The organism is Streptomyces sp. NPDC030296, assembly GCF_055572815.1.
The window spans coordinates 256,607-280,477 of record NZ_JBVICQ010000002.1; the positions used below are offsets into that span (position 1 = coordinate 256,607).

At 71.6% G+C, this 23,871-nt stretch carries 26 protein-coding genes; 8 read left to right on the plus strand and 18 right to left on the minus strand.

Features of this window, described 5'->3' with window-relative positions; genetic code table 11:
• Nucleotides 1-51 precede the first annotated feature (51 nt).
• Entirely contained in the window at nucleotides 52-792 is a 741-nt protein-coding gene (locus ACZ4Z3_RS05120) for a protein-tyrosine phosphatase family protein (protein WP_468499729.1), read from the plus strand.
• Nucleotides 793-801: 9 nt separating this feature from the next.
• Here ACZ4Z3_RS05120 and ACZ4Z3_RS05125 read toward each other — a convergent pair whose 3' ends face one another.
• The 3 genes from ACZ4Z3_RS05125 to ACZ4Z3_RS05135 all read right to left on the minus strand — a co-directional run bounded on the left by ACZ4Z3_RS05125 (nucleotide 802) and on the right by ACZ4Z3_RS05135 (nucleotide 2,843).
• Nucleotides 802-1,605 (minus strand): SAM-dependent methyltransferase, encoded by an 804-nt coding sequence (locus tag ACZ4Z3_RS05125; RefSeq protein WP_468499730.1) that lies wholly within the window; start codon nucleotides 1,603-1,605, stop codon nucleotides 802-804.
• 89 nt (nucleotides 1,606-1,694) lie between these two features.
• The gene (locus ACZ4Z3_RS05130; protein WP_055715270.1) at nucleotides 1,695-1,973 is read right to left on the minus strand and encodes a DUF397 domain-containing protein; all 279 of its coding nucleotides are present in this window, start codon (nucleotides 1,971-1,973) and stop codon (nucleotides 1,695-1,697) included.
• Between the two features lie 9 nt (nucleotides 1,974-1,982).
• Nucleotides 1,983-2,843, minus strand: a complete 861-nt coding sequence (locus tag ACZ4Z3_RS05135; protein ID WP_468499731.1) for a helix-turn-helix domain-containing protein — start codon at nucleotides 2,841-2,843, stop codon at nucleotides 1,983-1,985.
• 243 nt (nucleotides 2,844-3,086) lie between these two features.
• Between ACZ4Z3_RS05135 and ACZ4Z3_RS05140 the strand changes: the two genes are divergently transcribed.
• The 3 genes from ACZ4Z3_RS05140 (at nucleotide 3,087) to ACZ4Z3_RS05150 (ending at nucleotide 6,480) form a co-directional block, all read left to right on the plus strand.
• Nucleotides 3,087-3,803: an ATP-binding protein gene (locus ACZ4Z3_RS05140; protein ID WP_468499732.1), complete on the plus strand. Its 717-nt coding sequence runs from the start codon at nucleotides 3,087-3,089 to the stop codon at nucleotides 3,801-3,803.
• Nucleotides 3,794-4,258, plus strand: a complete 465-nt coding sequence (locus ACZ4Z3_RS05145) for a hypothetical protein (protein ID WP_181361772.1) — start codon at nucleotides 3,794-3,796, stop codon at nucleotides 4,256-4,258. Before ACZ4Z3_RS05140 ends, ACZ4Z3_RS05145 begins: the two co-directional genes overlap by 10 nt.
• A gap of 263 nt (nucleotides 4,259-4,521) precedes the next feature.
• Entirely contained in the window at nucleotides 4,522-6,480 is a 1,959-nt protein-coding gene (locus ACZ4Z3_RS05150; RefSeq protein WP_468499733.1) for an ABC transporter ATP-binding protein, read from the plus strand.
• 70 nt (nucleotides 6,481-6,550) lie between these two features.
• Here the strand turns inward: ACZ4Z3_RS05150 and ACZ4Z3_RS05155 are convergent, their stop codons facing one another.
• The 5 genes from ACZ4Z3_RS05155 to ACZ4Z3_RS05175 form a co-directional block, all read right to left on the minus strand.
• Nucleotides 6,551-6,730: a hypothetical protein gene (locus tag ACZ4Z3_RS05155; RefSeq protein WP_359692496.1), complete on the minus strand. Its 180-nt coding sequence runs from the start codon at nucleotides 6,728-6,730 to the stop codon at nucleotides 6,551-6,553.
• A gap of 294 nt (nucleotides 6,731-7,024) precedes the next feature.
• Complete coding sequence (locus ACZ4Z3_RS05160; protein WP_468499734.1) at nucleotides 7,025-8,437, minus strand: amidohydrolase; 1,413 nt, start codon at nucleotides 8,435-8,437, stop codon at nucleotides 7,025-7,027.
• A 63-nt stretch (nucleotides 8,438-8,500) separates the two neighbouring features.
• A complete protein-coding gene (locus ACZ4Z3_RS05165; RefSeq protein WP_468499735.1) occupies nucleotides 8,501-10,468 on the minus strand; it encodes an FUSC family protein in 1,968 nt (655 codons plus the stop codon).
• 652 nt (nucleotides 10,469-11,120) lie between these two features.
• On the minus strand, nucleotides 11,121-11,852 hold the full coding sequence (locus tag ACZ4Z3_RS05170) for a DUF7873 family protein (RefSeq protein ID WP_468499736.1): 732 nt from the start codon (nucleotides 11,850-11,852) through the stop codon (nucleotides 11,121-11,123).
• 72 nt (nucleotides 11,853-11,924) lie between these two features.
• Nucleotides 11,925-12,308 carry a hypothetical protein gene (locus ACZ4Z3_RS05175; RefSeq protein WP_468499737.1) on the minus strand — a complete coding sequence of 128 codons (384 nt, stop codon included), beginning with the start codon at nucleotides 12,306-12,308 and terminating at the stop codon, nucleotides 11,925-11,927.
• Between the two features lie 278 nt (nucleotides 12,309-12,586).
• On the opposite strand from ACZ4Z3_RS05175, the gene ACZ4Z3_RS05180 reads away from it, so the two are divergent.
• Nucleotides 12,587-12,991 carry a RidA family protein gene (locus ACZ4Z3_RS05180; RefSeq protein ID WP_468499738.1) on the plus strand — a complete coding sequence of 135 codons (405 nt, stop codon included), beginning with the start codon at nucleotides 12,587-12,589 and terminating at the stop codon, nucleotides 12,989-12,991.
• Between the two features lie 144 nt (nucleotides 12,992-13,135).
• Here ACZ4Z3_RS05180 and ACZ4Z3_RS05185 read toward each other — a convergent pair whose 3' ends face one another.
• Both ACZ4Z3_RS05185 and ACZ4Z3_RS05190 read right to left on the minus strand, forming a co-directional pair.
• The gene (locus ACZ4Z3_RS05185) at nucleotides 13,136-13,861 is read right to left on the minus strand and encodes an aspartate/glutamate racemase family protein (RefSeq protein ID WP_468499739.1); all 726 of its coding nucleotides are present in this window, start codon (nucleotides 13,859-13,861) and stop codon (nucleotides 13,136-13,138) included.
• A gap of 5 nt (nucleotides 13,862-13,866) precedes the next feature.
• Nucleotides 13,867-15,351: an NCS1 family nucleobase:cation symporter-1 gene (locus ACZ4Z3_RS05190; protein ID WP_468499740.1), complete on the minus strand. Its 1,485-nt coding sequence runs from the start codon at nucleotides 15,349-15,351 to the stop codon at nucleotides 13,867-13,869.
• Nucleotides 15,352-15,512: 161 nt separating this feature from the next.
• Here ACZ4Z3_RS05190 and ACZ4Z3_RS05195 point away from each other — a divergent pair, with 161 nt between their 5' ends.
• Nucleotides 15,513-16,238, plus strand: coding sequence for a GntR family transcriptional regulator (locus tag ACZ4Z3_RS05195; RefSeq protein ID WP_468499741.1), 726 nt, complete (start codon nucleotides 15,513-15,515; stop codon nucleotides 16,236-16,238).
• An 83-nt stretch (nucleotides 16,239-16,321) separates the two neighbouring features.
• Here the strand turns inward: ACZ4Z3_RS05195 and pip are convergent, their stop codons facing one another.
• Entirely contained in the window at nucleotides 16,322-17,317 is a 996-nt protein-coding gene (gene pip, locus ACZ4Z3_RS05200; RefSeq protein WP_468499742.1) for a prolyl aminopeptidase, read from the minus strand.
• Between the two features lie 93 nt (nucleotides 17,318-17,410).
• Nucleotides 17,411-18,190 (minus strand): uracil-DNA glycosylase, encoded by a 780-nt coding sequence (locus ACZ4Z3_RS05205; RefSeq protein WP_468499743.1) that lies wholly within the window; start codon nucleotides 18,188-18,190, stop codon nucleotides 17,411-17,413.
• Between the two features lie 61 nt (nucleotides 18,191-18,251).
• Here ACZ4Z3_RS05205 and ACZ4Z3_RS05210 point away from each other — a divergent pair, with 61 nt between their 5' ends.
• Nucleotides 18,252-18,758 carry an RNA-binding S4 domain-containing protein gene (locus ACZ4Z3_RS05210; RefSeq protein ID WP_468499744.1) on the plus strand — a complete coding sequence of 169 codons (507 nt, stop codon included), beginning with the start codon at nucleotides 18,252-18,254 and terminating at the stop codon, nucleotides 18,756-18,758.
• 51 nt (nucleotides 18,759-18,809) lie between these two features.
• Here ACZ4Z3_RS05210 and ACZ4Z3_RS05215 read toward each other — a convergent pair whose 3' ends face one another.
• The 3 genes from ACZ4Z3_RS05215 to ACZ4Z3_RS05225 form a co-directional block, all read right to left on the minus strand.
• Complete coding sequence (locus ACZ4Z3_RS05215) at nucleotides 18,810-19,307, minus strand: DoxX family protein (RefSeq protein ID WP_468499745.1); 498 nt, start codon at nucleotides 19,305-19,307, stop codon at nucleotides 18,810-18,812.
• 171 nt (nucleotides 19,308-19,478) lie between these two features.
• Entirely contained in the window at nucleotides 19,479-20,171 is a 693-nt protein-coding gene (locus ACZ4Z3_RS05220) for a class I SAM-dependent methyltransferase (protein WP_468499746.1), read from the minus strand.
• A gap of 37 nt (nucleotides 20,172-20,208) precedes the next feature.
• Complete coding sequence (locus ACZ4Z3_RS05225) at nucleotides 20,209-21,222, minus strand: acyltransferase domain-containing protein (protein ID WP_468499747.1); 1,014 nt, start codon at nucleotides 21,220-21,222, stop codon at nucleotides 20,209-20,211.
• A gap of 166 nt (nucleotides 21,223-21,388) precedes the next feature.
• Here ACZ4Z3_RS05225 and ACZ4Z3_RS05230 point away from each other — a divergent pair, with 166 nt between their 5' ends.
• A complete protein-coding gene (locus tag ACZ4Z3_RS05230) occupies nucleotides 21,389-21,655 on the plus strand; it encodes a DUF6343 family protein (RefSeq protein WP_468499748.1) in 267 nt (88 codons plus the stop codon).
• 29 nt (nucleotides 21,656-21,684) lie between these two features.
• On the opposite strand, the gene ACZ4Z3_RS05235 is transcribed toward ACZ4Z3_RS05230, so the two are convergent.
• The 3 genes from ACZ4Z3_RS05235 to ACZ4Z3_RS05245 form a co-directional block, all read right to left on the minus strand.
• Nucleotides 21,685-22,065 (minus strand): tetratricopeptide repeat protein, encoded by a 381-nt coding sequence (locus ACZ4Z3_RS05235; protein ID WP_055539514.1) that lies wholly within the window; start codon nucleotides 22,063-22,065, stop codon nucleotides 21,685-21,687.
• 49 nt (nucleotides 22,066-22,114) lie between these two features.
• On the minus strand, nucleotides 22,115-22,744 hold the full coding sequence (coaE, locus tag ACZ4Z3_RS05240; RefSeq protein WP_468499749.1) for a dephospho-CoA kinase: 630 nt from the start codon (nucleotides 22,742-22,744) through the stop codon (nucleotides 22,115-22,117).
• Nucleotides 22,745-22,837: 93 nt separating this feature from the next.
• Complete coding sequence (locus ACZ4Z3_RS05245) at nucleotides 22,838-23,776, minus strand: PAC2 family protein (RefSeq protein ID WP_055539512.1); 939 nt, start codon at nucleotides 23,774-23,776, stop codon at nucleotides 22,838-22,840.
• Nucleotides 23,777-23,871 lie beyond the last annotated feature (95 nt).

Here is a 23,871-nt window from a genome sequence, read left to right on the forward strand (position 1 = left end):
ACCGGAGGCCCCTTTTCCGCGCCCTCCGCCCCCCAGCCCCTCAGGTCACCCATGTCTGTCAGCCTCGCGCCGTCATCCGTACAGCCCGGTCCGGCGTCCCCCGCTCCGGTCCGCCCCGGCACGCGCCCCCGTTCGCTGCGCCGCCGGCTCGCGCACATCGTCGTCGGCGTCCTGCTCGGCTACTTCGCCCTGTGGGCCGCCGGCACGCTCGGGATCCTGGCCGTGTCGTACGTCGCGCGCGAGTCGACCGCGCCGCCATCCGGCACCCGTGCCGTGCAGGGCATCCACAACTTCCAGCCCGTCGGCACGGCCGGCAAGCTGTGGCGAGGGGCGGCCCCCTCCCCCGCCGGCTACCGGGCCCTCTCCGACCTCGGCTTCGCCACGGTCGTCGACCTGCGGGCCGAGAACCTGTCGGCGGCGCAGCTCGCCAAGCCGCGCGAGGCGGGACTGGACGTCGTACGCCTTCAGATGCGGGACGGGCAGACGCCGAGCCCGGAGCAGGTGCAGCGGCTGCTCGACACCGTCTCCCGGAGCTCCGGGCCGGTGTTCGTGCACTGCGGCGCCGGCGTCGGCCGTACGGGGACGATGGCGGCGGCGTATCTCGTCAGGACCGGGCAGGACGGTGCCGAGGGCGCGGTCTGGCGCAACCTCTCGGTCGGGCCGCCGTCGATCGAGCAGATCTACTACGGGCTGAACCTGGAGCGGGAGCGGGCGACCGAGAAGCCGCCGCTGTCGGTGGTCACCCTCAGCCGCCTCGTGGACGCGCCGCGCCGCATCTGGTCGTACCTGTAGCCGCTCGCCTCAGACCTTGCGTGCCACCGCCCCGTACCCGGGAATGACCCCGTCGTCCTGGCCGGGTACCGGCTCGCCCAGCTCGGGGTGCCAGTGGTGCGGGACCTCCACGCCGGGGTCGACCAGGTCGAAGCCGTCGAAGAAGCGGGTGAACTCCTCGCGGGAGCGCAGGGCCAGGGTGACCCCCGCGGCCTTGAGCTTCTCCGTGGCCGCCTTCGACTCCTCCGGGGTGAAGTCGGCGGTCGCGTGCGTGACGACCAGATAGCTGCCGGAGGGCAGCTCGGCCGTCAGCCGCCGGACCAGGTCGTGCGCGCCGTCCTCGTCGGAGACGAAGTGCAGCAGCGCGATCAGGGAGAGCGCGACGGGCCGGCTGAAGTCCAGCACCTTCCCGGCGCCCTCCATGACGGCGACCGGGTCCCGTACATCGGCCTGGAGGTACTCGGTCCGCCCCTCAGGGGTGCCGCGCAGCAGGGCCGCCGCGTGCGCCAGCACGATGGGATCGTTGTCGCAGTAGACGACCCTCGCGTCGGGGGCGACCTCCTGGGCGATCTGGTGGAGGTTCGGCTCGGTGGGGATCCCGGTGCCGATGTCGAGGAACTGCCGTACGCCGTTGCGGGCCAGCCACCGTGTGGAACGGTGCATGAAGGCACGGTTGACGCGTGCCATCACCGGCACACGAGGGTCGAGGGCCAGCATCTGCCGGCCCATCGCCTCGTCCACCGGGTAGTTGTCCTTGCCTCCGAGGTACCAGTCGTACATCCGCGCGGGGTGGGGTCTGCTCGTGTCGATCTCGACGGGGGGCCGCCCGCTCATGACGAACTCCATAAGGTTCCGCAGCAGTCAATGATCAATTCAGGGCCAACATAGGGGTATCGGCTGAACAACAGGGAGTGCGCAACAAGTCAGGAGAGCAGGAAGTCGGCCACCCCCGCCTTGGCCCCCTGGATGAAGGCGTTCATCTCGTCGGGCGTGTAGATGAGGGCCGGCCCGTCGGGGTCGGTGGACTGCCGGACGGCGATACGGCCGTCGGCGAGCTTCATCGCCTCCAGGCAGTTGCCGCCGTTGCCGCCACTCCAGGGCTTGTGCCAGCCTTCGCTGCCCAGCTCGCGGGCGGGCATTCCGTTGTAGACACGGATGTGCGACTGCGAGTGCGTGCGCGACTGCGGCTTGATGCGATCCATTCGGTGTCTTCAGAGCTCCTTGCGGAGATCCCGGAGGATCTCCTTCGTGCGTTGTGCCGTGGCGGCCTGCGCCGCCATGCGGTCCATGACCTCGAGGTGGGTCGCCACCTCGGAGCGGTCGTCCAGGTAGACGGCGCCGGTCAGGTACTCGCTGTAGACCATGTCCGGGAGTTCGGGCATGGCGAAACGGAACAGGACGAACGGCCCGTACGTGCCGGGATGGGGTCCTGTGTCGAAGGTGGTGACCTGCACCGTCACATGGGCCAGCTCCATGACCTCCAGCAGTCGGTCGAGTTGGGCGCGCATGACGTCCGGTCCGCCGACGGGACGGCGCAGGGCGGTCTCGTCCATGACGAACCACAGCCGGGGGGCGTCCTTGCGGGTGAGCAGTTCCTGCCGCTGCATGCGCAGGGCCACATGCCGTTCGATGTCGTCGGGTCTGGTCTGGCCGATGGCGCCCGAGCCCATCACCGAGCGCGCGTAGCACTCGGTCTGCAGCAGGCCGGGTACGAAGTGCGGGTCGTAGCTGCGGATGAGGGCGGCCGCGCCCTCCAGGCTGACGTACATGGAGAACCAGTTCGGCAGGATGTCGTGGAACCGCTGCCACCAGCCGGGTTTGTTGGCCTCCTCCGCGAGCCGGACGAAGGTCTCGGCCTCCTCGTCGCCGACGCCGTACGCCTTCAGCAGGAGCTGGAGGTAGGGGATCTTGAGGGCGACCTCGGCGGTCTCCATACGGCGGACCGTGGCCGGCGCGACGTGCAGGATGCGCGCGGCGTCCTCCCGCCGGATGCCCGCGCGCTCGCGCAGATCCAGCAGACGCCGACCGAGCACCACCTGGCCGACCGTCGGCGCGGACCGCGGCTCGCTCATCTCGCAACTCCATCCGACCGTGAAAAGCCCGACACGAACCCCGTACACCTGGTCCCCACAGCTCGGCGGCGCCATACGGAAGTCCGCGGCTCACATGCGTTTCCGCATACATACGGACACTGTGCGTACATGTGAACGTTGTGCGAGGGATTTCCAACTGGCGCCGCTACACGTGCTGTTGCGTGCAGTGTGCCATGACCGTTCAGAGAGTCATACGGCACTCTGCAATTTTCAGAGTGACACTTGCCAAGTGTTCATGGCGCGGCGATAGTGGCAAGCGTGATTCCGCCCCCTGCGCCGTTAGGAACAGACGCCGCCGGTGACCGCCCCGGTCCCGGTCCGGCCTCCGGGGCGCGCCCCGATACCACCGTCGACCGCCGGTTTCGCTTCGAGCTGGCCGCGCACCCGGGTGCTGTGGCACAGGCCCGGCGCGTGACACGTACCCAGCTCACCGGCTGGGCCCTGTGCGAGGACACCTGCGACACGGCGGCCCTGGTCGTGTCCGAGCTGGTGACCAACGCGATCGTGCACACCGCGAGCGCCCAGATCGTCTGCGAGCTGCAGGACGGCGACGACCTGGTGCGGATAGCGGTACGCGACGAGGGCTGTGCTCCCGGCGAGCCGCATCCCTCGCCGCAGCGGCCCGAGGAGGAACACGGCCGGGGGCTGCTGCTCATCGAGTCCCTCTGCCGTTCATGGGGCGCCCAGCCCGCCGGCATGGGCCTGCTGGTGTGGGCCGACGTCCCCCGTGGCGTGCTGGACGTGGCCACCGCGGCCCGCTCCGACCTGGGCTGGGGCGCGAAGAAGCCGCCGAACGACGACCGCGGCGGCGAGGCGGACGCCTGCCACCGCGCGGAGCCGCGGATCGAGGACCGTTCGATGCCCGAAAGGGGCAGTTCGATGCCCGAACGAGGCAGGACGGGGGCCGAATGGGGCAGGACGGGGGCCGAATGGGTGTGAGCGCGTCGATCGGCCCCACCGGTGCCGCCGGTGGGGGCAGAGTGGCCCGCGTGGTGAGCCTCGACACCCTGACCCGCCTGCGCCGCGCCCAGCGGCCCGTCGCGACGCCCCGCCCCATCCCGTTGCCCGAGGGCATGACCACGCCCATGGGATGCGACGCCGTCGCCGTCCCGGCGGACATCGGCCCGCTGGTGCTGCCCCGGCTGCCCCGCGTCGGCTGCGTCTACGCCGACCGGGACCACTGGTGGTGGCTCGTTCCGGCCGACTCCGACTATGCGCTGGAGTGGCCGGAGCCGGCGCGGTACACCACCGGAGCGTTGGTCTCCGACGGTTCGGCCGCACTGATCCACCGGCCGGAGGGGACGATTCCCTATACCCCGCCGATACCTCTGTACCTGGCGGTGTGCCGGGTGACGGGGACGACGCCGGCGTGGTCGCGGACCATGACGGCCTGAAGGCACCCCTTCCGGTTGCCACGTGCGCCTTCCGGGTGGGGGTGTGCCGGTTCGCGGGCGGGTGCGGGTGCGGTGGGACTGGTCGCGCAGGTTCCCCGCGCCCCTGGAGGGCCTTCGGCCCTCGATCTCTGGCGGCGCACTCTCTTCTGACTCCGAGCGCCCTGCATGCTCCGGGGGGACCAAGGGACGCTCCCGTGCGCCCTGGTTCGGGGCGGGGCTGGGGGCCATAGTGGCCGTCGGCGACGACTCCGGGGAGGGCGCGGGTGCGGAAGGCGCGGGACAGGGTGAAGCCGGAGACGTCGGAGTCGGAGCAGCTGCTGTTCGGGGGGCCGCTGCGCTACGACATGGGCTGGTCGCAGCACGCGGACGCGTTCCTGGAGCTGAACTTCCGCGGGATGGTGCGTCGGCTGCCGTCGCTGCTGGCGTCGAGTTTCCGGCTGGCCTGGCGCGCGGACCGACGCGCCGCCCGTACCGTGCTGGCCGCCGAGACGGGCCGCGGCCTCGCCCAGGCGGTGAGCCTTCTCGCGGTGAACACCGTCCTCGCACGGCTGATGGCGGACGGCACGGTCGAGGAGCGGTTACGGGGAGCCGCTCCCGCTCTCATCACCATCGCCGCGGTCACCCTCGTGGCCACCCTGCTGCGGGCCGCCTCGACCTACGCCACGGGCCGTCTGGAACCCAAGGTGGAGCGGGTCGCGACAGAGCTGTATCTGGAGCGGGCGGCGGCCGTGGAGCTGTCCGCGATCGAGGACGACGGCTTCCACAAACTGCTCGACACCGCCAAGTACGGCGCCCAGTCGGCCCGCCGCATGATCAGCTACTCCGCGCGCGTGGTGAACGCGCTGATCTCCCTGACCGCCGCGGCCGGTGTGCTGACCGTGCTGCATCCGGCCCTGCTGCCGCTGCTCGTGACGATGACGCTGCCGAGCGCGTGGAGCGCCCTGACGATCGCCCGCCGCCGCTACGCCTCGTTCCACGCCTGGGTGCAGCACGCGCGCGCGGGCTATCTGATCGGCTCCCTGCTGATCGAGCCGGAGGCCGCCCCGGAGATCCGCGTGCACGGCGTGGGCCCGTTCCTGCTGCGTCACTTCCGTTCCATGTCGGAGACCGCAGAGGCCGAGCAGGCGCGCCTGGCCCGGCTCGCGGCCCGGACGGGGCTGTACGCGGCCGTGTGGACCGGGCTGGCCACCGTGGCGACGTACGCGACGCTGGGCGGTCTGCTGCTCGGCGGGGCGATGGCGCTGTCCGTGGCCGGTACGGCGGTCATCGCGATCCGCACCGGATCCGCCAGCCTCGACACGCTCGTCCTGGAGGTGAACTCCCTGCACGAGGAGGCCCTCTTCGTCGGCGACATGGAACGCCTGTACGTCGAGGCCGCCAAGCGCGCGATCCCGGTGGGGGGCGACCCGCTGCCCGAGGACCCGCACGAGATCCGCGTGGAGAACGTGACGTTCACCTATCCGGGGAAGTCCACCCGGCCCGCGCTCGACGACGTGACGCTGACCGTGCCGCTCGGCAAGATCGTGGCACTCGTCGGCGAGAACGGTTCGGGGAAGACGACACTGGTCAAGCTGCTGGCCGGGCTGTACACCCCCGACCGGGGCAAGATCCTGTGGGACGGTGTGGACGCGGCGTCCGCCGACCGGCACCAGCTCGCCGAGCGCATCGCGATGGTCGCGCAGGACTTCAAGCGGTGGCCGTTCACCGCCCGCGTCAACATGGCGATCGGCCGCCCCTCCGCACCCCTCACGGAGGAACGGCTCGCCGCGTCGGTCGCCGAGGCAGGGGCGCAGGACGTGGTGGAAGACCTCCCCCGCGGCCTCGACACCCTGCTGGCGCGCGGGTTCAGCGGCGGACACGAGCTGTCGGGCGGCCAGTGGCAGCGCCTCGGGATCGCGCGGGCCGCGTACCGGCGGGGGCGCATCCTCATCGTGGACGAACCGACCGCCGCCCTGGACGCTCGGGCCGAGCTGGAGGTCTTCGAGAAGATCCGCGCCCTGGCCGGGACCGGGCAGACCGTCGTCCTCATCACGCACCGGCTGGCGTCCGTCCGCCACGCCGACCTGGTGCACGTCCTCGACCAGGGCCGACTCGTGGAGTCCGGCACCCCGCAGGAGCTGCTGGCCAGGGGCGGGGTGTACGCGGAGCTGTACGCCCTCCAGGCGGAGCAGTTCGCGGTCGAGGTCCCGACGGCGAAGGTGCCCGCTCCGAAGGCGGGGTGACGCAGGCGGTACGACTCGGGCCGTACGACGCGGGCTTGACGACTCGGCGGTACGCCCCTGTCGGTACGACTCAGGCGGGGGCGGCCGCGGCGGTGTCGGCACCGCGCACGATGACCAGGAACATGTCCGTCGCTATGTCCATCACGACTTCCGCCTGCTGCCCTTCCTCGCGGGCAGCGTGCGCCAGCTCCTCCGCCGGCCACGAGCCTCGCGGCCCACCGGCGGGAAAGCGTCCCAGCACCGTTCGCATGTCCACCTTGCACCTCCGTGTAGCGCTGTCCTCGTAGAGTTAAACGCCAACCATGGCCTGAACGACTCTTCCAGTGACGCTACTGAGACGTAGTTGACACGCGGTCAACGCCGGAGCGAGAGATACCTCGCAGAAACCACACCTTTCGGTGACTCTCCGTACCATCTCCCATACGCGTCGTGACGGCTACTCCTCTCACGGTGCGTGGGTGGCGGCTCACTCATGGTCAACGCGTACGCCGGGTACCGGAACAGGCCCACCTCATGCGGCCTTTCCGGGGATTCGTGCGGACGCTCACGCGGGAGGCGCGTCGTAGTCCTGGATGCGCCCGCCGTGGCTGCGGTCGGTGAGGGCGGTCAGCCGGTCCTCCAGTTCGCGCACGGTCGCCGCCACGTCCACGGTGAGCAGCTCACGGTCCCGCATCAGGACGCGCCCGTCGACGACGGTGGTGCGGACGTCGGCGGAGCGGGCGCTGTGCACGAGGGTGGCGGCGAGGTCGTGCACGGGCCGGGTGTGCGGGCCCGTGAGGTCGACGAGGACGATGTCGGCGCGCCGGCCGGGTGCCAGGCTGCCGATCCGCTCCCCCAGCCCGACGGCCCGAGCGCTCTGCAGCGTGGCGTGGTGCAGCGCCTGCCGGGCGGTCAGCCAGCGAGGATCGCCCTCCGTCGACTTCTGCACGAGCGCGGTCAGCGCCATGGACTCCCATACGTCGAGGGAGTTGTTGGAGGCGGCGCTGTCCGTGGCGAGCCCCACGGGGACGCCGATACGCCGCAGCTCCCGTACCGGGGTGGTCGGCCAGGCGAACTTGAGGTAGCCGCGAGGCGCGGTCGCGACGGCCACCGGCCCGGTCGCCCGCTCCAGCACCGGCAGGTCTCGCGCGACGATGCCGGTGCCGTGCGCGATCAGCACGCCCGCGTCGAGGCCGAGGAGCCCGGTGCGCTCCAGGACCTCGATGGGCGTGACGCCGTGCCGGGCGAGGCTGTTGTCGGTCTGGGCGCGGCTCTCCGCGGCGTGCAGATGGACCGGGAGGCCGTGCGCACGGGCCAGCTCGGCGGTGGCGGCGAGGTCGGCGTCGTCGACGGTGTAGGGGGCGTGCGGGGCGAGCGCGGTGGTGATACGACCATCTGCCGCGCCCCGGTGCCGTAGTGCGAACTCCAGCGACCGCTCCCGCCCTTCGACGCCGAGCGAGGAGAAGAACGCCTCCCCCAGATGGGCGCGCAGACCGGTCTCGGCGACGACACCGGCGACCGTGTCCATCGAGAAGTAGTGGTCGGCGAAGCAGGTCACGCCGCCCCGGATCATCTCCGCGCAGGCCAGCCGCGCCCCCAACTCCACGTCCCGGGCCGTCAGATTGGACTCGACGGGCCAGATGACGTCGTTGAACCACTCCTCGGCCGGCATGTCCTCGGCGAAACCGCGCAGCGCGACCATCGGTGTGTGCGTATGACAGTTGATCAGCCCGGGCATCGCGACCTGGCCCCGGGCGTCGATGCGTTCGGCCGTGGCGACGACGGCCGTCTCGGACTGCGGCCCGATGCTCTCGATCGCCCCGTCCCGCACGACGATCGCGGCGTCCTCGACGAAGGCGATGCCCTCGTGCTCGTCGTGGACGAGGGCGGTGCAGCCGGTGATGACGAGATCGGCGGGCGAGGAGGACGGCGAGGGAGCAGGTGAGGGAGAGGGCGACGGGGGCGGAGGCGGCGTCATGCGGTCACGGTACGACGCGGGCGGGCCCGGAAGGGTCGGTGTCCGGCGGGTGGGAGCACCGGCTCAAGCGGTGAGCCGAGGCCGTACGCCCCTACGCCCTTCCGCCCCGCCGACCCCGGCCCCACCCGGTGTTTCCAGCAGGTCCGGCACGTCCGGTACATCCGGGAGGCTGATGCCGGTGTGCCGCTGATGGCGGGCGAGCTGGTCGAGGAGGGCGGTGAGCTGCTCGGTGTGGTGGCGGCCGAGTCGTCCGGTGTCGTCGAGGTGGACCGCGCAGGCGGTGGTGGTGTCGACGAGCTGTTCGAGGACGGCGGCGATCTCGTCGGTGCCCTCGCTGTGCCGGGCGAGGGCGGGGTGTTCGGCTCCGGCGAGGGTGATCGCGGTTCGTGCGCCGGCGAGGGTGCGGTAGGCCTCGCGGCGCAGGGTCCAGCGGGCGGCGCGGTCGTCGGACTCCAGCACATGGGCGAGGTAGAGGTGGGCGGCCGCGGCCGCTTCGTCGAGGCGGGCGCGGACGCCTCCGCCGCGCTGGCCCTTCGGTATGGGCAGATGGCCGACGATCAGGACGATGGCGCAGGCCAGCAGCGTCTCCCCGATTCGGCTCCAGGAGGCCTGGGGTTCGCCGCCGACCATGACGAGGGCGAGGACGAGCACGGTGACGACGGCGGTCTGGGCGGCGAAGTGCCGGGTGGCGACGGGGATGAGCGCGCCGCTGACCGCGACGAGGACGACGAGGCCCTCCGGCCGGGGCAGCACGGCGGCGCAGCCGGCGAAGAGCACGGCGCCCAGGACGGTTCCCGCGGCCCGGCACAGCACCCGGGACACGAGCGGCCCGAGGTCGGGCTTGACCAGGAACACGGCGGTCGCGGGCAGCCAGTACCAGTGCTCGTGGTGCAGTGCCTGCGCCACGGCCGCGCTGGCGCCGAAGGAGAGGGCGACGCGGAGCCCGTACTCGCGTCCACCGGTCCCGAGCGCGAGCCGGAGGAGGGATCCGACGGTACGGCTCCGGGTGGGCAGGGTGCGCGCGTCGCCCCGGTCGAAGGCTTCGGCGGCGTGCAGGAGGGCGTCGTCCAGGGCGCGCAGCGCGGGCGCGGAGCGGGCGGGCGCGGGCAGCGGCCCGGTAGCGGTGTTGCCGCGTACGGCCTCGGCGAGGCGCCGGGGTCCCGCGGAGGCCCGGTCGTCGACGTGGTCGCCGGTCCATGCGAGCGCGGTCGCGGCCTCGGCGAGCGGCAGGGCGGCCGTGTACTGGGCGTGCAGCCGCCGTTCGGTCGACGAGCTGGCGTACCGCCGCAGCCGGGGTCCGGTGAGCGCGTCCTGGGCGTGGTCGAGAGCGGCGGTGAGGGCGACGCGGCGGGCGGTCGCGTCCGGGGTACCGACAGCGTCGAGCAGTGCGGCGATCGCGTCGTACACGGCGGCCACGGCGGCCCGTTCCCCGTCGAACCGGTAGTCGCCGCCGGTCAGCGCGCTGGGGGTGGGCAGGACGAGGCGCAGGGCGAGCAGCCATCCGGCCCCGGCGAGATAGCCGAGCGCCCGCTCCCACCCCGGCTCCGGCAAGGGCATGCCGGCCCCGATGGCGGTGGCGACGAGCAGTTGGGTGCCGGCACCGGAGGCGACGGGCCCGACGGCGCTCATGCCGCCGGCGAGCAGTCCGAGTGAGGTGAACAGCAGGGTGAGGGCCACGGCACCGGCGTACTGTCCGGGGCCGCCGGAGGCGTGGCGGTCCGCGTACGCGGAGGCGTACTGCCCGGCGTACGTCCCGATGAGCAGTCCCAGGGCGCCCGCGAGGGCGGGCACGCCGAGGCGCCGCACCGAGACCCGGCGGCTGCCGGGCCGGTCGTTGATCCCGGCGAGCATGGCGCCGAGCGCCGCGACGACGCCGAGGGTGGGGTGTCCGGCGAGCAGGGCGAGGGTGAGCAGCGGTCCTCCGGCGAGTGCTCCGCGCACCACCGCGTTCCAGGGCACCGGCCCCCTTTGCGCACGCAGGGCATGAGCGAGCCAGGGCGGCAGGGCGGTGCGGAGTGCGGGGCGGGACACGGGGCTCCTGTCGTCGGGGGAGGCGGAGGTGTGCCTTCGGGCGACGGTGGCCGGGGCGCGGGTGGGGCGTGGTGCCGGTGGGGCCGATGGACGGGGTGGTGCCGTTCGGCCGTGGTGTCCACGGTAGGTCCCGGATCAGGAGGTTGTGGAACGCTCGTATTACCGCGATGTGACGATACTTGGAAAGGCCATGTTCTTTATGAACGCAATTGCCGCGCGACTCGCATGGCGCGTACACGGATCCGCGCCGAACGCGTGCGGGAACCAGCGGGAACTCGCCGGAAACCCGCGGGAAAGGAAGCGGGCCCGGGGGCGTAGCCGGCCCCCGGGCCCTGTGATGCCGCCCATGTGGCACGCCGCGACGGTTGAGAACCCAGGTCAGTCGTCATGTCGTCGCGTCCTGCCTTTGGACCACCGCACATCGAGCTGTGCGGGCCGGACTTGAACCGGCATTTCGACGTCCCGGGGCCTGGGTCCGGTCGTTGGGGCGATCGGCGGCGAATACTGAGTCTGGAGCAATAGTCTGAGATTGAACGCGGCCCGTCCCTGAAATCTTCGGCGGGTACGGTCCGCTCCGTCACGACAAGCCTCAGCTTCAGCTTTGCGCTCCTCGCGCACCCCGCCCGAAACATCGGGCGGGGAGTCTGTGAGGCTACCCGAACAGGTAGCCGAACACCGCGTCACCGACCCGCTGGTCGACGACGTCCACACCGTTCGCCTCCTCGCGCGCGAACTTCACGGCCTGCTGCAGCTTCTCGACGCGGTCGAGGATCTCCCGGACCCGGCGGGCGGGCAGCGCACCGGAGAACTTCACGGTGGTCCAGTACCCGACGGGTATGTCCTCGTAGTACACCTCGACCTGTGCGGGGTGCTTGTCGGTCGCCTCGGCCTTCACATGGTTGCGGGGCACCTTCTTGGTCCGCACCGTCCGCACGGGCTCGGTCTTCCAGGCGTCGGTGGAGGGGTCCTGCACCCACGCCTCGGAGGCGTCGAGCACGGGCAGCTTCCGCACGAGCGCGTTGATCTCGCCGAGCTGCTTCTCCAGGAAGAGCAGATAGGCCACCGGCACCTCGGCGACGAGCACCCGCCCGTCGACCGTCACGTCCGCCCGTGCCGTGCAGTTGGCCCAGTCCTTCGTGGCGGTCACGTCGAACAGTCGCGTGAGGATCCCCGCCGTGTCCCGCAGCACGTCCTCCGCCCGCACCTGCACCCGGGTCGACTCGGGCGGCAACTGCTCGCCCTCCTCGTCCTTCGGCTGATACGTACGCGCGATTCCGGCCAGCAGGGCAGGCTTCTGCAGCCCGTGATGAGCGGCCGTCAGGTCCTGCTGGGACTTGGCCTTGACGCCCTTCTCGACTGCGATGATCTGATTGAGTTTCGCCACGCCTGGAAGGTAGCAGCCGGGTAGGGGCTTCTTCGAAGGGATATTCCTCCCGGGCATATCGCCTCTCCCGTGTCACGCTTCCCAGAGGTTGCGGTGGCGGTGGCGGGTCGGGGGATGGTCGAGGGTTTCGGCCGCGGTGACGAGGTCGCCGGGCGGGGCCGCGCGCAGGTGTTTGCGGGCCGTGGTGCGGAAGGTGCGCAGGGCGGCCCGGGCCTGGGATTCGTAGGGGTTCCAGAAGCATTGGTTCACGGCCCGGGCGTACCGGTAGGACGTGAACGTACGGACGACTCGGGTCGGCCGGGGGCGGCGGCCCTCCCGGCGCGCGCTGCTCAGTTCGGCACCGCTGTAGCGGAGTTCGGTGAGGGTGTGCGCGGTCCAGGGGGCCGGCAGCCCGGCCGCCCAGTACGCCGGGATACTCCGGTGCCGGCTGCGGGTGTGGTGCACGGTGCGTGACATGGCTGACCTCCGGGGCTCGCCGGAATCTCCGGCTCGGCCCGCTAGGAGTCAGCCGCCGTGAAGCGCCCCAAGGGCTTCGCGCGCAGGCGTACGGACATGGACGGAGCATGGGGTGCCCTGCGCCGAGATGTCGAGCGAATTTCGACAAGGGCTCGGCACGCGGGGCTTGGGAGGCGGCGCGGTGTGGTGACGGCCGGAATTTCGGATGCGTTCCCGTCCCGTACTTCGCATCATCGACAGGTTGCCCCAGCACTCCCACCAACGCACCGGAGCCCTTCATGATCGAACGCGTCACCGTCCCCAGCCTCTTCCAGCCGCCGGTCTACTCGCACGCCTCGGTCGTCGAGGCCGGTGCGCGGCTCGCGTTCCTCGCCGGCTCCGTTCCGCTGGACGCCGAAGGGAAGCTGGTGGGTGAGGGGGATCCGGTACGGCAGGCGCAGCAGGTGCTGGCGAATCTCGGGGAACAACTGCGCGCGGTGGGCAGCGACTTCGCCCATGTCGTGGCGACCGACGTCTATGTGGTGAGCAGCGAGCCCCGGGTCCTCTCCTCGGTCTGGGACGTCGTCGAGGCCTCCGGTCTCAGCACCGGCCCCCATTCGTCGACCCTCCTCGGCGTGGCCTGCCTGGGCTACACCGGCCAGTTGGTGGAGATCACGGCTACCGCGGTGGTGCCGGAGTCGTAGCCGAACCGGAGGGGGTGACGGCAAGGCCAGGACGACGACCCGGTCCACGGCAGGGCCAGGACGACCCGACCGGCGTACGGCAAGGTCAGGACGACCGACCGACGTACGACGGGGCAGCCGCGGGGACCGACCCCGGCGTGCCCTTCACGCCGACGCCCCGCCGCCCCTCCCCCACACTCGCTGCTTGGCCGGCGGCTTCGCGTACGTCCCCGCCCGGCTGGTCTCCAGCCCCAGCCCCACCAACGCCTCCGCCAGCTTCACGGCCGCCCCCACCCCGTCCACCACGGGGACGCCCACCTTCTCCGCCACCACCTGCTGCAACCCGGTCATGCCGGCGCACCCCAGGACCAGCACCTCCGCACCGGCGTCCCGGACCCGCCGTGCCGCGTCGACGAAGGCCCGCAGCGTGCGGTCGGTGTCGTGCAGGTCGAGGACGCCCAGCCCGGTCCCGACCACGCCCGCGCAGTTGCGCCCCACCCCGGCCGTCTCCAGGCTGTCCTCGATCTGCCCGCACGACCGTTCCAGCGTGGTGACCACCCCGTACCGCCGCCCGAGCAGACACGCCAGGTGCGCGGCGGCCTCGGTGATGTCGACGACGGGCACGTCCAGAAGTTCCCGCGCCCCTTCGCGTCCGTGTTCACCGAACCCGGCCATGACCACGGCGTCGTAGGGCTCGTCGTACGTGCGCAGGGTGTCGAGCACGGCCGCGGCCGACAGATAGCTGTCGAGCCAGCCCTCCGCGGACTCGGGCCCCCACGCCGGGGTCAGCCCGGTCACGGTGGTGCGCGGGCCGGCCGCGGCCCGGGCACCTCGCACGATCTCCTCGGTCATCTCCCGCGTGGTGTTGCAGTTGGTGACGACGATCCGCACGTTTCTCAGACCTCCACGGTGACGGTGGGCTCGGTCTCCGCTCCCCCCTTCGCGGCACGCTCGTCGCGGCACAGCACCGCGTACAGCCCGGCGGCCAGCGCCGTTCCGATGAACCAGGAGTACGGGGCGACCGCGCTGAAGTCCTTCACCAGCGCGAGGACGGCGGAGACGGCGGCCGCGGGGAGGAACGCCCACAGGGCCTTGGGGTTGACGCCCTTGCGGTAGTAGTACCGGGAGCCGGGCTGCGCGTTGAACAGTTCGTCGACGTCGATGCGTCCGCGCTTGACCCAGAAGTAGTCCAGCATGATCACACCGAACAGCGGGCCGAGGAACGCGCCGAGACCGCCGAGGAAGTAGTTGACGACGGTCGGGTTGGAGAAGAGGTTCCACGGGGTCACGACGAGCGCCGCGACCGTGCTGATCATGCCGCCCACCTTGAAGCTGATCTTCTGCGGCCAGACGTTGGCGAGGTCGTACGCCGGGGAGACGAAGTTCGCGACGATGTTGACGCCCATGGTGGCGATGGCGAAGGTCAGGGCGCCCAGCACGAGGATCCAGGTGTTGCCGATCTCCGCGACGAGGTAGGCGGGGTCGGTGATCGCCTTGCCGAACACCTCGATGGAACCGGCGGTGACGATGACCGACACCACCACGAAGGCGGTGGAGTTGACCGGAAGACCCCAGAAGTTGCCGCGCTTGACGGTCCGGTAGTCGGGGGCGAAGCGGGAGAAGTCGCAGAAGTTGAGCATCAGCGTGCCGTAGGTGGCGAGGACCAGGCCGATCGCGCCGAACCACTGCCGCCACTGCTCACCGACGGAGACCGGGTGCGGCGTGGAGGTGAGGGAGATGGTCCAGTCGGCCTTGGCGAGGATCCACACCGCGAGCGCGATCATGACCAGCCAGATCGCCGGGCCGCAGAAGTCCTGGAACTTCCGCACCGACTCCATGCCCTGGCTGATGATCACCGCCTGGACGAGCCAGAGGGCGACGAAGGTGATCCAGCCGAGCTGGTGCAGGCCGAGGAACGAGCCGTGGGTCCAGGACTCCAGGCCCGGCCAGGCGGCCAGCAGCATGATGTTGACGGCGACGGACGCGAGATAGGTCTGGATGCCGTACCACATGATGGCGATCACTGCCCGGATGACGGCCGGGATGTTGGCGCCCCAGACACCGAAGCTGATACGGCTGACGACGGGGAACGGCACACCGTGACGCTGGCCGATCTTCCCCATCCAGTTCATGCCGATGTAGATGATCACGAAGCCGACGAGCAGCGACGTGAAGACCTGCCAGACGTTCATGCCGAGGACGAGCAGTCCGGCGGCGAACGTGTAGTTGCCGAGATTGTGGACGTCGGACATCCACAGGGCGAAGAGGTCGAAGACCTTCCAGTTGCGCCTGTCGGCGGGGGCGAGGTCTTCGTTGGTGAGGCGGGGGTCGGGCACGAACGCGGTGGTGCCGGTTGCTTCGGCGGGATCGGCGAGGGACACGGGGCCTCCGGGAGCGAGAGGAGGAGACGGGGACGGAGCGGACCGCGCGCGGGAGCTTTGGTATACCAAACTCCCGTCATGGTCCGCCGTCAACCGTTCGGGCCGATGTCGCTGTTGTTAACGAGCCGTAAAACGCCTCGGGCGTCGGCGAGGATGGCCTCATGAGCTCCCTGGCTCCTGACGGAGCGAAGATCGAAACCCTCGGTCCTCTCGGCGCGGTGCGCGAGCGTGTGCTGGGGACCCTGCGGCAGGACATCATCGCGGGCCGGCTCCGTCCGGGCGACCGGCTGGTCGAGCGCGAGCTGGCCGATCGTTTCGGGGTCTCACGGGTCCCGGTCCGCGAGGCGATCCGCGCGCTGGTCGCCGAGGGCTTCGTCCTCTTCGAGACGCCACGCCGCACAGTGGTCCGTCGTCTCACCAGGGCGGATGTCGCGGAACTCTTCGAACTGCGCGAGGCGTTGGAGGTGTACGCCGCCGGGCTCGCCGCCACCCGCGCCACCCCGGAGAGCCTGACCGAGCTGTCGGCCCTGCTCGATCAGGCGGCGGCCGCCACCCGTGCCGGGGACGCCGAGGCGATCACCGACATCAACACGCGCTTCCACGACCGTGTCCTCGCCATGGCCGGCAACAGCCTGCTCATCTCCGTCATGGAGCCGGTCGACGGCCGTCTGCGCTGGCTCACCCGCCAGAACACGGAGTGGCCGCAGCTGCTCACCGAACACCGCGAGCTGTACGAGGCGATCGCCTCCGGCGACCCCGACCGCGCCCGGACCCACGCCCTCACCCACGTACGGACCAACTACCGCTCCACCGTGCGGCACCTCTTCGAGGAGGACGAGACGGGGGACGAGGGCGGGGGCAAAGGCGGAGGCGGAGGGGAAGACTAGGGGGACGGACGTGGTGGCGGAAGGCAGAAGGAACTGGGCGAGACCCACGCTCCCCGCCCCCGTCCGCTCCCGCCCCCGCCGTCTCACCCCTTGGCGTACTTGTCCGTCGCATCCACCAGGGCCTGTGCCATGTCCGGCGCGCCCGCGTTGTGGCCCACGTCGTCGATGAGGACCAACTCGCTGCCGGGCCAGGCGTGGTGGAGGCGCCAGACGATGCCGAGGAGGTTTCCGGGGTCGAGGCTGCCCTGTACGAGGGTGCCGGGGACGCCCTTGAGCAGTCGCACGTCCCGCAGCACGACACCGTCGTCTCCCGCACCGCCTTCGCCCACCGCACCGCCCCCGCTGCCCTCGTCGAGGAAGTGGCCGTTGCCCCAGTAGTGGGTGACGGTGCGGGCGAAGCCGTAGCGGAACACGGGGTCCTCGTAGCGCGGCACGGAGCGGGGCGGCTGTGCCGCGATGGCCGTCTCCCAGTCGGTCCAGGCCCTCGCTGCCCGCGCCCGTACCTCCGCGTCGGGCGACTCGAGCAGCCGGTGGTAGGCGGCGGCGAGGTTGCCGTCCCGCTCGCCCTCGGGCAGCCCGGCGAGGAACCGTTCGAACGCCTCCGGGAAGTACTGACCGAGCCCCCGGGTCAGCAGGGCGACCTCGGCCTCGGAGCCCGACGCGACCCCCGTCAGCACCAGCTCGGACACCGCACCCGGATGCGTCTGCGCGTACCGCAACCCCAGCACCGAGCCCCACGACACACCCCACACCAGCCAGCGCTCGATCCCGAGGTGCCGTCGCAGCAGCTCCAGATCGGCGAGGAGACGCGGCGTCGTGTTGACGCTCATGTCCGTCTCGTACGCGCTCGCCGGCGGCGTCGAACGCCCGCAGCCGCGCTGGTCCAGCAGCACGATCCGGTACGCGCCGGGGTCGAACAGGCGCCGGAACCAGGGGCCCGCCTGGGATCCTGGCCCGCCGTGCAGCACCAGCGCGGGCTTGCCCCGCGGGTTCCCGCAGACCTCCCAGTACACGTGGTTGCCGTCACCGACGTCGAGCATGCCGCGGTCGTACGGTTCGATCTCGGGATACAGAGGCATTGCGCGACCCTAGACGGCGTACGACACCATCGGCAGCCGCTTTTCCGCCGCCCCGCAGAGGGGCCGGCCAAGCCCGGTGGACCGCTCGCGGCCCTACGAGGTGACGCTCAGCCCGGCCGCTTCGGCCGCCGTGCGCAGGACGTCCCGGAGCATGTCCGGGGTCAGCCGGCCGGTGAACGTGTTGCGCTGGCTGACGTGGAAGCAGCCGAAGAGATCGAGTCCGTCGAGCGGTACGCGGGTGCCGTGGCCGAAGACCGGTCGGGGCCGGGGCACCCGCCAGCCCGCCTCGGCGAGCGCGGGCAACGCGGCCTGCCAGCCGAACGCACCGAGGGCGACCACGGCCCGCAACGAGGGCCGCAGCAGCTCCAGCTCACTGACCAGCCACGGTCGGCACGTGTCGCGTTCCTCGGGAGTCGGCCGGTTGGCGGGCGGCGCGCAGTGCACGGGTGAGGTGATCCGTACGCCGTGGAGTTCCAGGCCGTCGTCGACGCCGACCGCGGTGCCGCGCGAGGCGAGGCCCACGTCGTGCAGCGCCGCGTACAGCACGTCGCCCGAGCGGTCGCCGGTGAACATCCGCCCGGTGCGGTTCGCGCCGTGCGCGGCGGGGGCGAGCCCGACGATCAGCAGCGCCGCGTCGGACGGTCCGAAACCGGGCACCGGACGGCCCCAGTACTCCTGGTCGGCGAACGCGGCCCGCTTGGTCCGCGCCACCTCTTCCCGCCAGGCGACCAGCCGGGGGCAGGCCCGGCATCCGGTGATCCGGGCGTCTAGCGCGTCCAGCCCGCTCCCACCGTCGAGCCCGGAGTGCCCTCCGCCCACGCCGCCACCATCCCGGCCACCGTCACCGCCACCGCCGCCGTCACCGCTGCGCATGTCTCCACGGTACGGTCTGTGATCTCCTCCCCCGTCGGCACCGGGGAGCTAAGGTCGATGCATGGCTTCTGAAGGTACGGGCGAGCGGACGGGCGGCCCTGGCACCACGCACCGGGATCCCGGCGCCGCGGCGGCCGCCGCCGAGGCCGCGCGGCCCACGAGCGGCGAGACCGTGCGCATCGACAGCTGGATCTGGTCCGTCCGCTTGGTCAAGACCCGCTCCATGGGGGCGACGGCCTGCCGGGGTGGGCACGTCCGCGTCAACGGCGAGCGGGTCAAGCCGGCGTACGCGGTGCGTGTCGGCGACGAGGTACGGCTGCGCCAGGCCGGTGGGCATGAGCGGATCGTCGTGGTCAAGCGTCTGATCCGTAAGCGGGTCGGCGCGCCTGTCGCCGCCGAGTGCTATGTGGACAACTCGCCGCCGCCCCCGCCTCGCGAGGCCATCGCCCCCGCCGGTATCCGCGACCGGGGAGCCGGTCGCCCCACCAAGCGCGACCGCCGGGACCTCGAGCGCCTCCGGGGCCTCACCGACTCCGCGAACGCCGCCCGCGCCCGCCGCGACGACTGACGGCGGCCGGCGGTACCCGGCTCCATCGCGCCGCGCACCGCGCCCCGGGGATCACGCCGTCCGTCGCAGCAGCCGCTTCAGTCCGGCCACGTCCTGCCGTCGTGCCCAGGCGATGACGAGCAGCGGCACCATCAGGATCAGCGGGGTCGCCGCGTACTGCCCGTCGAAGACGGCGACCTGGGTGATGAACGCCCCCACCATCAGCGCGCTCAACGACACCCCCGCGACCGAGGCCAGCGCGGGGATCACCAGCCCGATCGCTCCCGCCAGTTCGAGCGCGCCGATGGTGTACATGCCCGTGCTGCCCCAGCCGAGCGTCTCGAAGGACTCGGCGGCCGACGGGTGTGCGATCAGCTTGGGCAGTGCGCTCGCCACCGCGAAGAACAGCGCGAGCACGATCTGCAGTGCGCCCAGCGAGATCCGGGCCCATCGGCTGCGTGCCCTGCCCTTCGTGCCGGTGCCGGAAGCCGGGGCCGTGACCGCGGCAGTGGCATGGGCATGGGCAGTAGCGGTGGCGACTCCGGAGGTGGGAGCGGTGGTCTCGGACATGAGGTCTCCTGTGGGAAGCGGTGCGTCGTGCCTGTCACAGAGACAGACCGGCGTCCTCCCCCGAACTCATCGGTCCCGAGCGGATTTTCGCGCGACATCACTCGGACGCCACGCGCCCTGTCAGCCGTCTCACCACATGCCCCATCAGCCGTCTCGCCCGCGCCCGCCCTCTCACCCCACCGGCACCGCCCGCACCCACGTCCGATCCTCCGTCAGATACCGGTCCACCCTCAGCCCTGACTCTCCCAGCGCCTCCTCGAACTGCTCCTTCGTCATCGGCCGCACCCGGAACGTCTGGGTCCACTCGCCGTCCGGGAAGTGGTACTCGGCGTGCACGGAGCGGACCCCGTCCCCCACCGGCTCGCTCGACGCGATACGGACCGTGAAACCACGAGGGTCGACCCGCTCCCGGGGTACATCCGTGTGGTAGTCCTCCCCCTCGCGCTGGATCAGCACGATGCCGTCGTCCGCGACGTGCCGCAGGCATGTGGCGAGCAACCCGCGGCGCAGCTGGGGATCCCCGGTGTGGACGAGGAACGACGCGAGCAGCACCACGTCGAACTTCTCGCCCAGGTCCAGTTCCTCGATGGGGCTGCATATCGTCCGCGCCCCGCGCACCCGCTCCAGCATCTCCGCCGACTCGTCCACGGCGGTGACCGTGAAGCCCCGTTCGATCAGTGGGTGGGTCATGCGCCCCACGCCGCTGCCCAGTTCGAGAATGGTCGCGCCCGCGGGCGCTGCGGCGGCGATCACCTCCGGCTCGTCACCCACCGGCAGTCGTGTGTACACCTCGACCGCGCAGCCGTCCGGGGTGATCGCCCCCGGCCCCGTCCCCTGGAATCCCTCACGCGTCTGGATGCTCATATCCGTTCAACGGCCGGGCAGACGCGGGCCGTTCCGCTCACCCCTCACCCGATGGGGTGAACCTGAACCATCCGTGCCCGCTGTACCAGTGCCCTCCCGCCCGCAGATGGTCTCCGACGGCCCGTTCGAGACGTGTCCGGCGGGGCAGTGTCCCCACCGGCAGGTCCGGGTCGCCGAACACGAAACGCAGGGGCAGGTCGTCGTGGGGTTCGCTGTTCCCGCAGGTGATGTGGAACCGCTCCTGGAAGCGGACGATGTTGGAGTCCGCCGGCAGATACCGCTTCAGCTGCGGGTCGAGCAGCCACGAGTGGCAGCAGGCGGCGGTGTGGCGCTCCGCCGGGAAGTGCCTCGGGAAGAACTCCCGGGCGAGCGCGAGCGACCGGTCGCACGCCTCCGGTGTCAGAGGGCCGGCGTAGTCGGGTATGTGCAGGTCGAGGCAGTGCTCTCCGGGGCGCAGCGCCAGGCCGGCCGCCGCGAGCGCGACGCCCTCCCGGCCGCCCAGCCGGGTCCGCTGGAACTGCAGCCGCCCGAGCTGGAACAGTTCCCCGTGGAAGTGGAGCGAGAACCAGCCGGGTGCCACGAGCCCGCCCACCCCGTACCTCCGGCGGTGCAGCACGAGGCCCCGGCCCACGTCCGCGAGGGTGCGCCGGGAGATGTCCTCGGGGATGCCCCGCTCACGGTGGTACGCGCGCACGTACGGCAGGGCGGCGACGAGGACGTACACCGGGAAGTAGCGGCCCAGCGGACCGGACTCCAGAGGAAACGGCCGCAGTCTCAGCCCTTTGCCGATCTTCCCCATGTCCCGTACGAGACCCCGTACGCACCGTCCGAGGAGCGCGGTCGCCTCCGCGTCGTCCGTCAGCGTCCGGCGCAGCGCGACCAGGTCGTTGACGTCCTCGTACGGCACGGCCAGGTCCTGCAGGACGTCCGGGAGCTCCTCGGCGTCCGGCAGCCACGCCGGGGGCACGTCCGGCGCCTCCTCGTCGTCCTCCTCCAGCTCCTTGAGCCACTCGGCGAGCCTCTCGTCCGCCCGCACCACATCCCAGAGCACCTTCGGCCTCCCCCGTCACTCCACACCGTCTTCTGGAGAACGCACGAGCCGGAGAGTACGTTTCCGAGTAGGACGAAGAAGACGAGAACAGCGAAAGAGGGCACATGGGAGCAGGAGGTTCAGAAGGTCGGAAAGGGCGGCCGAGTGAGCGGGAGGCGTGGTTCTGATGCGTACGGGCAGTGAACCGAGGACGGCGCGCAGTCCGCTGCGGATGCGGCTCTGGATGAGCGTGTGGGGTGCGATCTGGGCGGTCCTGGGGACCGTGGCCTTCTCACTCGTCGGCCGCCCCGGCTGGGCGGCCGTCTGCGGTGCGGTGTTCCTGATCGCCGCCGTCGACGCCGCGGTGATCATGCGCCATATGCGCGAAGGCCCGCACTATCAGCCGGGCCGCGAGGTCCCGCCCTACCAGCCGCCGGACCCGCGCCACCCGTAGCGGCGGCGCGTCAAGCACTCCGGCGGCCGTCAGGAGTCGAACCGCGCGGCTTCCAGGTACTGCGGGTTCGGATCGAGCGCCGCGGCCAGCCGGAAGTGGCGTTTGGCCTGGTCGGGGCGGGCCTGCCGCTGGTAGGTGCGGGCGAGCGCGTAGTGCGCGTACGCGTTGTCCGGCTCGCGCTCCAGGACGATCGTGAACTCCAGTTCTGCCGGCCGCAGTTGCGCGGCGGCGAAGAAGGCACGGGCGCGCAGCAGACGGGCCGCCGTGTTCTCGGGGTGTTCGGCGATGACCCGGTCGAGCAGCTTGACGGCGCCCTGCGGGTCGTTCGCCGTGAGGAGCCGCTCGGCCGCGCGGAAGTCGATGACGTGCGTCTCCGGGGTACGTCCGGTGGAACCGCTGGTCTCGGGCACGGCTGAGTCCTTCCCTTGCTGGGACGGTTCAACGCCCCCTGGGGGTGCGCTATTCCTGTGCGAGTTCGGACCGCTCCCGGGGCTGGTGTGCTCTGCGCTCCAGGTCGGCCCAGACCTCCCGGACGCGTCGCCGCAGGTCCTCCAGGGGGACGTCGTTGTCGATGACGATGTCGGCGATCTCGCGGCGCTGGTCGCGCGTGGCCTGGGCGGCCATCCGTGCGCGGGCGTCCTCCTCCGTCATGCCGCGCAGCCGGACGAGCCGGTCGAGCTGGGTCTCCGTGGGCACGTCCACGACGATGACCAGGTCGTACAGGGGGGCGAGGCCGTTCTCGGTGAGGAGCGGGACGTCGTGGACGACGACCGCGTCCGGCGCGGCGGCGTGCTCCAGTTCCCGGGAGCGGGCGCCGACGAGGGGATGCACGATCGCGTTCAGCGTGGCGAGCTTGTCGGGGTCGGCGAACACCAGGGAGCCCAGCTTGGGGCGGTCAAGGCTGCCGTCCGGCGCGAGCACGTCCTCACCGAAGGCGTCCACGACCGCCGCGAGCCCGGGTGTGCCGGGGGCGACGACCTCGCGCGCGATCCGGTCCGCGTCGATCAGCACGGCCCCGTGCTCCACGAGCAGCCGGGACACCTCGCTCTTGCCGGCGCCGATACCGCCGGTCAGACCCACTTTCAGCATGCCCGGCAGCTTAGGGGGTGGGCGAAAGCCCCGCACAGAGCAGTGGGAGGCCCGATCCGCGCGGGCCTCCCACTGCTGGTGGAGAAGTGGGCGTCAGCCCTCGCCCTCCCGTTCCGCCAGGAACTTCTCGAACTCGAGGCCGATCTCGTCGGCGGAGGGGATCTCGACGGGCTCGGCGAGCATGTTGCCCCGCGTCTCGGCCCCCGCAGCGGCGTCGTACTGGTGCTCGAGGCCCTGGACGAGGGCGACCAGTTCGTCGTCGCCCTCGCGGATCTGCCGGTCGATCTCGGTCTGCGTGCGGTGGGCCTCCGTGCGCAGGGCGTGCGCGACGCTCGGCAGGACCAGGCCGGTGGCGGCGGTGACGGCCTCCAGGACGGTGAGGGCGGCGTCCGGGTACGGGGAGCGGGCGATGTAGTGCGGGACGTGCGCGGCGACGCCCAGCACGTCGTGGCCGGCCTCCATGAGGCGGTACTCCACGAGGGCCTCGGCGCTGCCGGGGACCTGGGCCTCCTCGAAGGGGCTGCGGTGTCCGGGGACCAGCTCGGCACGGTTGCCGTGCGGGGTGAGGCCGACGGGCCGGGTGTGGGGCACGCCCATGGGGATGCCGTGGAAGTTCACGGAGAGGCGGACGCCGAGCCGCTCCACGATCTGCTGGACGGCCTTGGCGAAACGCTCCCACTCCACGTCGGGCTCGGGGCCGGACAGCAGCAGGAAGGGCGCCCCCGTGGCGTCCTGGACGAGGCGCACGTCCAGGCTCGGCTCCTCGTAGTCGGTCCAGCGGTCACGCTTGAACGTCAGCAGCGGGCGCCGGGCCCGGTAGTCCACGAGCCGGTCGTGGTCGAAGCGGGCGACGACCTGGTGGGGCAGCGAGCCGAGGAGCCGGTCGACGATCTGGTCGCCGGTCTCGCCCGCGTCGATGTATCCGTCGAAGTGGTAGAGCATGACAAGTCCCGCCGACTCCTGGGCCAGCGCCATGTCGACGACTGCCAGGCCCTTCGGCTCCCATGCGTACAAACCCTGCGGATCAAGCACTGTGACCGCTCCTCCTCGTGTTCGTACGTCCCAACGCCGTACGGGGGGCCCGGCATTCCCGGAGCCGGTCGAGAAGTGCGGTTCACGCACACACG